Raw genomic sequence first — 10,888 nt, forward strand, 5'->3', positions numbered from 1 at the left:
ATCCGGGGGTAGCGTCGCCTTAACATGTGCGGCGGTATTTAGCGGCATGAGCCCGAACCCGCCGCCCGATGTTACGACGCCCCGCTATAAGCGTCATCGTTTTCCNCTTGGATTGCCAGATCAGCCCGCACTCTGTAGGGTAGCGTCGCCTTAACATGTGCGGCGGTATTTAGCGGCATGAGCCCGAACCCGCCGCCCGATGTTACGACGCCCCGCTATAAGCGTCATCGTTTTCCCGCTGAGATCATAGCGCATGCGGTGTGGCTCTACTTCCGCTTTCCGCTGAGCCTGCGTCATGTAGAAGATTTGCTGGCCGAGCGCGGCATTGAAGTTTCGTTCCAGACTGTCGCGGAATGGGCTGCCAAATTCGGCCGAGAATATGCCCGTTCCATCCGGGTGCGTTCCAGGGGAAGTTTTGCCGACAAATGGCATCTCGACGAAATGATCGTTGCTATCAAGGGCAAGAAATACTGGCTGTGGCGCGCCGTCGATGCCGATGGTTATGTTCTCGATGCCCTGATCCAGAGCCGCCGGAACAAGAAGGCGGCCCTTCGGTTGATGCGAAAGCTACTGAAGGGCCNCGCCGTCGATGCCGATGGTTATGTTCTCGATGCCCTGATCCAGAGCCGCCGGAACAAGAAGGCGGCCCTTCGGTTGATGCGAAAGCTACTGAAGGGCCGACTACCAGTTGGACGCAGACTGCGCCGGGTCTTTTGACTACGCGGCCGCTGCCGAGAGTGCACAGGAAAAGCAGAATGGGTGAAAATCTGGACCAAAAAAAGGGAGCAACCCTCGCAAGCCGTCCAGCAGCTGAAGAGCAACGCCTCCCCAGGCGCCTGCGAAGGATCTTCGCCCTCGAGGACCTGGAACCGGAAGCTCGCCGTCTGCTCCCGCGGCCGATCTTCGGATATGTCGCCGGCGCCTCGGAGACCAATGCGTCACTGTCCGACAACCGACGTGTTTTTGACGAGATCCAGTTTCTCCCGCGTGCCTTGGTCGATGTTTCGGAGCGTACCCTGGACTGCAACTTGATGGGAAGCAGCCATTCGCTACCGTTCGGCATCGCCCCGATGGGGGTGTGCGGTCTCACCGGTTATCGCGGAGATCTCGTTCTCGCACGAAGCGCCGCCAAAGCCGGAATCCCGATGATTATCAGCGCTGCGTCCCTGATCAGGCTAGAGGAAATCGCGACTGCTGGCCGCGGAGTTTGGTACCAAGCCTATCTCTCTGCTGATCGACCTGAGACCGCCGCGATGATGGATCGTGTAAAGCAGGCAGGTATCGACACATTTGTAATCACGGTTGATAGCGCCGTTGTACCGAGCCGCGAAAATAATCTTCGCAACGGCTACAGATCTCCAATAAGGCCGGATCTCAAATTGATTTGGGACGGCCTCACCCATCCATCATGGTCACTTGGAACCTTCCTTCGCACATTTCTACGGCACGGAATTCCTCATTTTGAGAATGCCGGGCCGGATCGCGGTGCCCCCCTCCTGTCGCGCCGCGCCGTCCGCGATTTCTCCGGCCGAGAGTTCCTAAGCTGGGAAAATGTGCGTTTCGTGCGCTCCCGATGGAAGGGCCGGCTGGTCATCAAGGGACTGCTCCGGGCCGACGATGTAAGGATTGCCCGCGAGATAGGGGCGGACGGAGTGATCGTGTCTAATCACGGTGGCCGCCAGTTGGACGGCGCTGTTTCCCCAATGCGAGCGCTTCAAGCGGCGGTTGAACAGGCTGGCGAAATGGCAGTGATGATCGACAGTGGCTTTCGCAGGGGCACCGACATATTAAAGGCATTTGGCCTTGGGGCGCAGTTCGCGTTCATCGGCCGCCCCTTCAACTATGCTTCGGCTCTGGCAGGTGAGGCAGGAGTTGACCACGTCATTGATCTTCTCCGCGGCCAGCTTCGGGCGGATCTAGGCATGCTTGGTCTGCGCAGCCTGGAGGAAATGGGTTCCGAGATGCTGTTCACAAAGAACTTTCTCGCCGTCTGCAGGGAGGCTCACGGGGGCGGTGACAACACCGATTGCGGGGTCGCTGGCCGCCGTAGTTCCATCGGAAGCGGATCGATATGACCCTCTCGGCAATCAAAGTCTTTTACAATAGTCGGGGCACGTCAGCGATCTATCACCTCATGCGGCACTTGCTGCCTCCTGGTCTGGAGCTCGTTCTGCTGGACGAAGATGACGACGACGAGCGTGTAAGGAAGGTGCGAGATTGCACCAGCCGATGACCTTCAGATAGGTGAAGTCGGTCTGCCACATCTCGTTCGGGCGGGTGGTCTTGTCCTTGAATTCGTCGCTGGCCTTGATGACGATGTAGGCTGGCGACGTGATCAGGTCATGCGTCTTGAGCAGGCGATAGACCGAAGCCTCTGACACGAAATAGCTTTCCGTGTCGGTGAACTTCACCGCCAGCTCGCGCGGCGACAGATCGGCATGGTCCAGCGCCATGGTGATGATGCGGTCCCGGATGTCATCGGGAATGCGATTCCAGACCCGTGACGGTGCGGACGTCCGGTCCTCCAGGCCTTCGACGCCGTGGGTCACGAAACGATCATACCAACGGTAGAAGGTCGGCCGTGGAATGCACAGCTTGTCGAGGGTCTGCCTGGCGGGCAGATGCGACTGCTCGACGAGCCGGATGATCTCAAGCTTCTCGGCGGCGGGATATCTCATTCTTCGTCGCCCCCATCCCCGATCATGCTTTTTTTGAGCATGCGGTTTTCCAGGGTGAGATCGGCCAGCGCCTCCTTCAGGTCGCGGCTCTCCCGGCGCAGTGCCTTCACCTCGTCGCTGGTCGCCGAGCGGGCGGTGTCCCCTGCGAGCCGCTTCTTGCCCGCTTCGAGAAATTCCTTCGACCAGCTATAGTAGAGGCTCTCGGCGATCCCCTCGCGGCGGCAGATCGCGGCAATGCTGTCCTCACCGCGCAGACCGTCCAGCACGATGCGGATTTTATCCTCTGCCGAGTGGTGCTTGCGCGTGGCGCGGCGGATGTCCTTGATGACCTGTTCGGCCGCCGGCTTCTGCGGCCCGGATTTTTGTCTCATCTTCGCTTCCTTTGAATGAGCTACGATGAGCCGAAAATCCTCTCTTCTCGATTAAGCCACTTCTGTCTCAAAGGCGCTGATCCGGAACAGCCTTCTAGCTCGACATGAATCGATTCCGCCGGCTTTCATCGAGAAGAAAGCGGGTGATCCCGCCAAATACCAACTCTCTCAGGCGACTATGTCCATATGCGCCCGACACTATGAGATCCGCACTGCTCTGATCGATAAACTGCAACAGGCCAATCGTCTCATCCGCGCTTTTGGAGATATGGGATCTGGCTCTCACGTTGTGGTAGGTGAGGTACGAGACAACGTCCGCATTGCTCTTTCGCAGCAAAGTGTCAGGTTCGGAGCTGACCGAAACGACGGTCACGTCCTTGGCCAAGGACAGCAAAGGAATGGCATCAGCAACGGCACGCCGCGCCTCGCGTGTGTCCTTCCAGCAGACCACAATCTTGCCTGACGCTATCGGTTCTGCGGCGCTACCCGCTACGAGTACAGGACGGCCAGCGCGCAATGTGACACCGGCTGGGTCAGCAGTTCTATATGAATCCCCTGAATGCGCACCTTCAGCTGCAGTCATGAAAATCAGGTCGGCGGCGCGGGCAGCTTCAACAATTGCCTCGGTGGGCGCGCTCATCTCCGCACGCCATTCGAGTTCGACCCTACCGGCCGCCGTGGCACGTAACTCTTGATGGACCTGCTCCAGGCGGTCTTCAAGCTCCCTGTACATTTGCTGCATGGCGATCGTTGCCGCGGAGCTAGTCGCTTGCATGGCGAACGGAGAAAGGAGGGGCTGGGCGGCACACAGACCAATCACCCGCGCACCTACTTGCGATGCCAGGTCGACCGCAGCATTTGTGATCGGCTTGACTGGTCGATCGATGTCCAGGTTCAGGAGAATGGTACGATAGCTCACGGCTCTCACCTCCGCGGACGGTTGGAATACCATGAGACTAATGTCCGGTGGGCAATGCGCGTTGACACCAGTCAAACGGGCCAGTTCAGGATCCTCTTTTGACGCAGATCATCGCGGCATGCAGGTGCCGGGAGCAAGCTTTCCTTCAACGCATGACCACTCTCATGAAGGAGCTCAGAAATGTCGTTCAAGACCATACTCTCGCTCATCGGCACGACAAACACCGAGGCAGATATCGACAAGGCCGTAGCACTGGCAGCAGAAATCGACGCGCATCTTTCCGTTATCGCGCTGAGAACCGCGATATCGCCGTTCGGGGCCGACTACCCGGCCGCGGCCGCCTGGCTGAATGAGCGCCAACGGGAAATCGACGAGGTGGTCGATGCCCGGCGCATCGCCGACGAGCGGTGCAGGAAAGGTGGCGTATCGTTCGATGTCGACCATATCTACGATGACCGCTTCATCATCGAAAGCAACATCGGCGCCCGCGCGATGTATGCCGACGTGGTCGTCGCCGGTGAAGGTGTCCGCTCAGACACCGAGCTTCGCAAGGCTGCGATCGCGGCGACAGCGTTCAATGCCGGCACGCCTCTGCTCTTGGTGCCGAAAACAGGTCGTGCCACCTTGAAGCCGAAAAATGTCCTTCTGGCTTGGAATTCGCGTCCCCAAGCGGCCAGCGCCGCAAAGGCGGCTATCGAGATGCTGAAAGGCGCCGATACTGTCCGCCTCGTCGTCGTCGATCCGGATTCGTCGTACTTCGAGAATGGTGGAGAGCCGGGCGCCGACATGGCGGCCTTCCTGTCGCGCCATGGCGCAAAGGTCGTGGTTGAGCAGATCGCGAGCGGCCAGCGGCCGACGGAAGACGTCATTCGCCAGCATGCGCTCGAACTCGGCTGCGACATGATCGTCATGGGGGCCTATGGCCATTCGCGGCTGCGCGAGCGCGTTTTCGGGGGCGTCACCGCGTCGATCCTGGAGACGTGCGACGTGCCGGTCTTCATGGTGCGGTAAGAGACTGAGCGTCCCAATGATCATTTTGCAATGGGACGCTCATCCCGGTTCACTAGCGTCTCCCGTTATCGTTCAGGCGCCTGTCAGCATGACTTCCTAATCCCCGATGGAGTTCCAGCCAAAAGGAAGCTGACATGAATATCCGTCGCAATATCCTCACCGCGCTCGCTGTCGTCGCAATCACCTCGCCTGCATGGGCCGCGAACACCGTCAAGGTCATAGAAGGTGGCGAAGGCGGCGGTCCGATGACGCTCACACTCGACCACTCCACGATAACGGCTGGAGAAACGACGTTCGTGGTGCACAACGAGGCGGTGACCGAGGAGCACGAAATGGTCCTGGTCAAGCTGAAGTCGGCCGATCAGAAGATCGATGTGATTGCCTCCAAACATCGGGTGGATGAGAAGCAATTGAAAAGTCTCGGCGAAGTATCGGACCTGAAGCCCGGCGCGGACGGGCAGCTGAAGGCGAAACTCGCCCCGGGTTCCTATCTCCTGCTCTGCAACATCAAGGGTCACTACGAGGCGGGAATGCACGCCATGCTGACGGTAACGAAGTAACCGCATCCTCCTGGATTCCATCACACGAAAGAAGGCGAACCACGTCCATGGCTAAGGCCGCATCGCTCTCGTTTTCCCTTCCGCAGCGCGTCTTGCACTGGCTCACAGCGGGGCTCGTCTTCTTCAACCTTCTATTCCCGGACGGCATGAATGCGTGGAACCGGAGCATCAAACAAACCGGTGCGGCGAGCGCCGAACAGGTGGCAAGCGCCAACATCCATGCCTATGCCGGCATTGCGATGCTCGTTCTCGTGGCGGCTCGCCTTTTGCTCCGGCAGATCCAGGGCGTACCGATTGCGCCATCCGAGGAACCACAGATGTTCAAGTTGGTTGCGAAGGTTTCCGAATGGACCCTTTACCTTCTTCTGATCGCAATGCCGGTTACCGGCGCCGCTGCCTACTACCTCGGATTCGAGGGCGCGGGCGACCTTCATGCCGATGTTCTCAAGGCCGCTCTGTGGGCTGTTGTCGGCCTTCATGTCCTCGGCGCGCTGGCGCATCAGTTCTATTGGAAAACGAATGTGCTTCGGCGGATGACGATTGGCTGATCGTCCTTTCCTGTGTTCGGCGGCGACGGCGTGAAGCGCGTTTGTTACATGCCGGCGATGATGGTGTGAGCGGCGAACGCTGCCGCGCCGGCGGTGATCGTGAGGGCGGCAAACGGTTTGCTGAAGGTCGATGGTCCGAGGACGGTTGCGATGCCTGCACGGCATAGGGCATTCGTTGCCATGGCGATAAGGATTGCCTCTCCAATTACGTTGAGCGGCATGTTCCGGCCCACTTGCAGAGCAGCCAGCACGGCGACATCGACATCAACCGTGCCTGTCAATGCGCTTGTGGCCAAAAGCCCGGAACTGCCGAAGCGCGAGACGAGAAGAGCGCTTGCGATGGCAGCTGCCGCGAAAATCGTCGCGAAGATCAGAAGCGGACCGATCTCGAAGGGATTGCTGGCCGGTACGTCCGCGAAGGGCTTGGCCTGCCGCCAATAGAAAATTGCGAGCGCAGACCCGGCGAATACGCTCGCCGCCGTGGCTGCGGCCGGGCCGATGGCAACAATCGCTGCCGGATCGATCAGCAGGATCAGGCCCATCACGCGCAGGATGGACACCGCTGCGCCAAGCGCCGCAGCGCCGGCAAGCGGAAGCGGGTCGGCGGAGCGTTTCGCGGTGCGCGCCAGAACCATGGTGACGGCGGTGGACGAGACGAGGGAGCCGGCAATCGCGCTTAGCACGACGCCCTTGCTCGCTCCGAAGATCCTGACGGCAATGTAGCCGAGGAACGAAAGGCTTGCGGTTAGAACGGTGAAGAACCACACCTTCCAAGGATTAAGCCCTCCCCATGGGTCGATGGTCTCGTCCGGCAGGATCGGCAGGATCACCGCCGTCATGACGGCAAGCATCAACGCAGAGCGCAGTTCCATCCAGGTCAGGCGCTTCAGGAAGCCATGCAGGACGTTCCGACTTGCAAGCGTGGCCGCAAGGGCGGCGCCGCCTGCTGCTGCTGCTTGCGCATCGCCGGTAACCGCCAGGCCGCCGAGCGACAGAACGCCCAGGCCCGCCATGACGGTGGTAACACTATAATCCGAATCTGAACGCGCCTCGCGCAGCTTGAACACGCCCAGCGTCACGGCGAGGCCCAGGAAGCCGATTGCAAACACCATCGGAGAGTTCAGGGTCTGGGCGAGGGCCGCCAGCACGCCGCCAAGCAGTCCCGATATCCCGAGCGTGCGCATGCCGGCGGTTCTGCTGCCCTCGGGAGCCTCCCGCTCCTGCCAGCCCCGTTCGAGCCCGACCAGAAGACCGATCGACAGCGCAAGACCCAATCTGGCTATGAGCGCATCCATTTGCAGAGCCACCGAGAATGAACCAGCCGGCCAAGTCGCGGTGGTCGCTTATTGCATTGTAGAGAAATCGCCGTTGCCGGAATTGATCTTGCGCAAGGCGACAGCACCCATGGTTGGGCTTACTCTCTTTGCATTCTGCGGACAGGAGCAGTGAACGTGTCCCAAACCGACAACGGCCTCTGGCAACGACATTCGAGCATGATCCTTGTCGCCATCGCCGCCGGTGGGTTGGCGATCGGGTTGGTCTTGTCGTGGCAGGCCGCTCGCTACGCGCATCTTGTCTGGAGCGCCGCGACGCTGGCCGTCCTTACGAGTCTGCTCCTCCAGGTTTTCAGTGCATTGCGCCGGGGCGATGTCGGGCTCGATATCGTTGCGGCGCTTTCCATGTCTGCGGCAATCGTATTCGGCGAGCCGCTTGCCGGGAACGTCGTCGGCTTGATGTATGCGGGCGGCCAGTTGCTGGAATCGTTTGCGGAAGGGCGCGCGCGTCGGGAGATGACGGCCCTGATGGGGCGTGTCTCGCATTTTGCGATGCGATACGGTCCTTCCGGGCTCGAGGAGGTCGCGATCTCTCAGGTACAGTCAGGCGACCGGCTGCTGATCCGACAGGGCGAGGTGCTGCCGGTGGACGGGATCGTTTCCGGCGACGGCGCCGCACTGGACATGGCGGCCTTGACGGGAGAGCCTTTGCCGCAGCCCGCTCCACCTGGAACCGAGGTGCTCAGCGGCTCGACCTGCGTGGGCGCGGCCTTCGATCTGGTCGCCAACCGGACGGCGGCCGAAAGCACTTATGCCGGGATCGTCCGGCTGGTCGAGGCCGCGCAGGCGAGCAAGGCGCCCATGGTGCGCATGGCCGACCGTTTCGCGATGGGCTTCCTGGTCCTGACCCTTATCATTGCGGGCGCCGCCTGGTACTTTTCGCAGGATCCGATCCGCGCGCTCGCCGTCCTTGTTGTCGCGACGCCCTGTCCCCTGATCCTTGCCGTACCCGTCGCCATCATTTCCGGCATGTCGAAGGCCGCGGGTATCGGCGTTCTCGTGAAGAACGGCGGCATGCTTGAAATGCTGGCGCGCGTGCAGACGGCGGTTCTCGACAAAACCGGCACGCTCACCCATGGCCAGGCGGCGGTGGTCGATATCAGGACGATGCCGCCCTTTACGTCGGAGGCCGTGCTGAAGGCGGCAGCAAGCCTCGATCAGGCTTCCGGCCATGTCGTCGCCGCTGCGCTGGTCCGTGCGGCCGCCGAAAGGGGCCTGTCTCTTTCGAGGCCAGAGGCTGTGCGGGAAGTGCCCGGCACTGGCATCGAAGGCTATGTCGATGGAAGCCGGATTGTTGTCGGCGGGAGCGCTTTCGTGCAGCGCACGTCGGGCTGCGACGATCCGCATGAATTGATCGCACCCGAAATGCGCGCCTCGATGACTGTGGCCGTCGCCATCGATGGAGTGCTCGCGGGGATGATCGTTCTGAAGGATCAGGTCCGCATGGATGCGCTGCCGGTTCTCGATGAACTCCGCGCCGCCGGTGTTCGAAAGCTCGTGCTGGCTTCCGGCGATCGCAAGGAGATCGCCGAGTCCGTGGGTCGGGTGCTTGGCATGGACAGCGTCCTCGGCGACCTGACGCCGGAAGCCAAGGTCGCGGCCGTCAGGAAGGAGACCGGCAATGGCCCGGTGATGATGGTGGGCGATGGCGTCAACGATGCGCCCGCACTCGCGGCGGCCGATATCGGTGTCGCCATGGGCGCGCGTGGCACGGCCTCATCGTCGGAGGCCGCTGGTGTCGTGCTCCTTGTCGACGAGCTTGCGCCGCTGGCCAAGGCAATTGCGATTGCACGCCGAAGCCGTCGGATCGCGTTGCAGAGTGTGTCGGTGGGACTGACGCTTTCGGTCGGGGCGATGGTTGCCGCGGCATGCGGATATCTCCAGCCTGTCGAAGGTGCGATCCTCCAGGAGGCAATCGACGTGGCCGTGATCCTCAATGCTCTCAGGGCTCTTCGATGATGTGAGGCTGAAAACCCCGCTGGAGTTCTCAGTGCGACATTTCACTTGTTTCGCTCACCGCGTCCCGCCCGCTCATCGCGAGGATTTCGAGTTCGAAGAAGACGTGGGGCGAGGTGGTCACGACGGGTTGCGGCTGAGGCTTGAGTGCGCCTGGCTCCCACCAGTCGAAATCCTTTGCGAGGAGAGCCCAGGCTTTTAGGCGCTCCTCGTGCAGTTCTTCGGTATCGGCAAGCTCATGAAACAGTGCGTCAACGATGACACTCTTCCATTTATGCCGCGTTTCCAAAGCGTCGACGAGCAGACATGCGCGAGGATTGGCGCGCAGGATGTCAAGCTTCTTGCCGGGCGTCGAGAATGCAAAAAGCCGGCTTGCCGAATAGGCATAGCAAATCGGGACGACGTAAGGACTGTCGTTTTCGGCGCAAGCCAGTCGCGCCAGCCGCTGAGCCGCAATCGTCGCTGCGCATTCGTTATGGGTCATTTCGCGGATCATCATCGGCAGTTCCTCCTTCGATCCGTGCGCGGATTGATGTCATTTTCTTCCAATTCGGCTCCCGGAACATTGACGCAAAGCAAATGAACAGTAGCCCTGGTGGCGTCGCCTTAACCTGACGTAGGACGCAATCATTTCTTTGTCCTGAATTTCAGGCTTGGATCGGCAACGCGATCTCACGCCAGGTGGCGCTGGCNGGTGGCGTCGCCTTAACCTGACGTAGGACGCAATCATTTCTTTGTCCTGAATTTCAGGCTTGGATCGGCAACGCGATCTCACGCCAGGTGGCGCTGGCGAGGGCGCGGAGTGGGCGATGATCAGCGGCATTCAGGTGTTTTCGATGAAGTTGGAAAAGATTGGCAATTTGGCCGTGGGTTGAGACGAAACGTTGGCATTGACCTGCCGACTTGAACCGCATCATGCGTCGCTCTCGTCGTCGAACGGGAAGGTGAGAATTTTCTGCGAGGTTGTTGAGCCCTTTGTGCGAACGGTGTTCGATCCCCAGCATGATCTCTCGCTTTGCGGCGGAATAAGAACGCAGCTTGTCTGTCACCATCACGCGCGGCGCAACACCTTGGCTCTTCAACAATTTGCGCATCAGCCGAAGAGCGGCTCCCTTGTTTCTGCGGCTTTGCAGCAGAGCATCGAGAACGTAGCCGTTGGCATCGACGGCGCGCCACAGCCAGTATTTCTTGCCCTTGATCGATACGACCATCTCATCGAGATGCCATTTGTCTGCGAAGTTGCCGATCGACCGCCGCTTGAGTTGGTGGGCGAATTTCAGGCCAAACTTAGTCGTCCATTCTGAGACGGTCTGAAACGAGACGGCAATGCCGCGCTCGGCAAGCAGGTCTTCGAWATCGCGCAGGCTCAGCGGGAACCGGTAATAGAGCCATACCGCATGCGCGATGATCTCGGCTGGAAAGCGGTGGCGTTTGTATCGGGCGGACGCATCGTCAGTCATGCCGATAGACTATTGCCTCGATCCGCACCAGCCGGTTAAGGCGACGCCTCC

The 10,888-nt window shown here is 60.4% G+C and carries 10 protein-coding genes and 1 pseudogene; 6 read left to right on the plus strand and 5 right to left on the minus strand.

What is annotated here, in order from left to right; all coding sequences use genetic code 11:
- Positions 1–177: 177 nt before the first annotated feature.
- Both ASC75_RS25225 and ASC75_RS06640 read left to right on the plus strand, forming a co-directional pair.
- Positions 178–580, plus strand: a 403-nt coding sequence (locus ASC75_RS25225) for an IS6 family transposase (protein WP_210168383.1), incomplete at its 3' end; no start/stop codon positions are given.
- A 175-nt stretch (positions 581–755) separates the two neighbouring features.
- Positions 756–2,075: an alpha-hydroxy acid oxidase gene (locus ASC75_RS06640; protein WP_082496422.1), complete on the plus strand. Its 1,320-nt coding sequence runs from the start codon at positions 756–758 to the stop codon at positions 2,073–2,075.
- 135 nt (positions 2,076–2,210) lie between these two features.
- On the opposite strand, the pseudogene ASC75_RS25230 reads toward ASC75_RS06640, so the two are convergent.
- Both ASC75_RS25230 and ASC75_RS06655 read right to left on the minus strand, forming a co-directional pair.
- Positions 2,211–3,049, minus strand: a pseudogene (locus tag ASC75_RS25230) (helix-turn-helix domain-containing protein); the annotation flags it as partial.
- Between the two features lie 94 nt (positions 3,050–3,143).
- Positions 3,144–3,968, minus strand: a complete 825-nt coding sequence (locus ASC75_RS06655; RefSeq protein ID WP_055972031.1) for a universal stress protein — start codon at positions 3,966–3,968, stop codon at positions 3,144–3,146.
- 180 nt (positions 3,969–4,148) lie between these two features.
- Here ASC75_RS06655 and ASC75_RS06660 point away from each other — a divergent pair, with 180 nt between their 5' ends.
- The 3 genes from ASC75_RS06660 to ASC75_RS06670 all read left to right on the plus strand — a co-directional run bounded on the left by ASC75_RS06660 (position 4,149) and on the right by ASC75_RS06670 (position 6,087).
- The gene (locus ASC75_RS06660; protein ID WP_055971951.1) at positions 4,149–4,979 is read left to right on the plus strand and encodes a universal stress protein; all 831 of its coding nucleotides are present in this window, start codon (positions 4,149–4,151) and stop codon (positions 4,977–4,979) included.
- A gap of 134 nt (positions 4,980–5,113) precedes the next feature.
- The gene (locus ASC75_RS06665; protein WP_055971955.1) at positions 5,114–5,539 is read left to right on the plus strand and encodes a sulfocyanin-like copper-binding protein; all 426 of its coding nucleotides are present in this window, start codon (positions 5,114–5,116) and stop codon (positions 5,537–5,539) included.
- A 47-nt stretch (positions 5,540–5,586) separates the two neighbouring features.
- On the plus strand, positions 5,587–6,087 hold the full coding sequence (locus tag ASC75_RS06670) for a cytochrome b/b6 domain-containing protein (RefSeq protein WP_055971958.1): 501 nt from the start codon (positions 5,587–5,589) through the stop codon (positions 6,085–6,087).
- 44 nt (positions 6,088–6,131) lie between these two features.
- Here the strand turns inward: ASC75_RS06670 and ASC75_RS06675 are convergent, their stop codons facing one another.
- Positions 6,132–7,382 carry a DUF4010 domain-containing protein gene (locus tag ASC75_RS06675; protein ID WP_055971961.1) on the minus strand — a complete coding sequence of 417 codons (1,251 nt, stop codon included), beginning with the start codon at positions 7,380–7,382 and terminating at the stop codon, positions 6,132–6,134.
- A gap of 156 nt (positions 7,383–7,538) precedes the next feature.
- Between ASC75_RS06675 and ASC75_RS06680 the strand changes: the two genes are divergently transcribed.
- Positions 7,539–9,380 carry a heavy metal translocating P-type ATPase gene (locus tag ASC75_RS06680; RefSeq protein ID WP_328595304.1) on the plus strand — a complete coding sequence of 614 codons (1,842 nt, stop codon included), beginning with the start codon at positions 7,539–7,541 and terminating at the stop codon, positions 9,378–9,380.
- 28 nt (positions 9,381–9,408) lie between these two features.
- On the opposite strand, the gene ASC75_RS06685 is transcribed toward ASC75_RS06680, so the two are convergent.
- Together ASC75_RS06685 and ASC75_RS06690 are read right to left on the minus strand one after the other, a co-directional pair.
- Positions 9,409–9,876: a pyridoxamine 5'-phosphate oxidase family protein gene (locus ASC75_RS06685; protein ID WP_055971967.1), complete on the minus strand. Its 468-nt coding sequence runs from the start codon at positions 9,874–9,876 to the stop codon at positions 9,409–9,411.
- Positions 9,877–10,123: 247 nt separating this feature from the next.
- Positions 10,124–10,837 carry an IS6-like element ISRsp9 family transposase gene (locus ASC75_RS06690; protein ID WP_055971970.1) on the minus strand — a complete coding sequence of 238 codons (714 nt, stop codon included), beginning with the start codon at positions 10,835–10,837 and terminating at the stop codon, positions 10,124–10,126.
- Between the last annotated feature and the right edge of the window lie 51 nt (positions 10,838–10,888).

This window comes from Aminobacter sp. DSM 101952 (assembly GCF_001424795.1).
In the GTDB taxonomy this organism is placed as follows: domain Bacteria; phylum Pseudomonadota; class Alphaproteobacteria; order Rhizobiales; family Rhizobiaceae; genus Aminobacter; species Aminobacter aganoensis.

Coding starts and splice junctions, on each gene's coding strand:
- ASC75_RS06675 (WP_055971961.1), bottom strand. CDS start 7,382: ATGGATGCGCTCATAGCCAGATTGGGTCTTGCGCTGTCGATCGGTCTT.
- ASC75_RS06685 (WP_055971967.1), bottom strand. CDS start 9,876: ATGATGATCCGCGAAATGACCCATAACGAATGCGCAGCGACGATTGCG.
- ASC75_RS06640 (WP_082496422.1), top strand. CDS start 756: ATGGGTGAAAATCTGGACCAAAAAAAGGGAGCAACCCTCGCAAGCCGT.
- ASC75_RS06660 (WP_055971951.1), top strand. CDS start 4,149: ATGTCGTTCAAGACCATACTCTCGCTCATCGGCACGACAAACACCGAG.
- ASC75_RS06670 (WP_055971958.1), top strand. CDS start 5,587: ATGGCTAAGGCCGCATCGCTCTCGTTTTCCCTTCCGCAGCGCGTCTTG.
- ASC75_RS06665 (WP_055971955.1), top strand. CDS start 5,114: ATGAATATCCGTCGCAATATCCTCACCGCGCTCGCTGTCGTCGCAATC.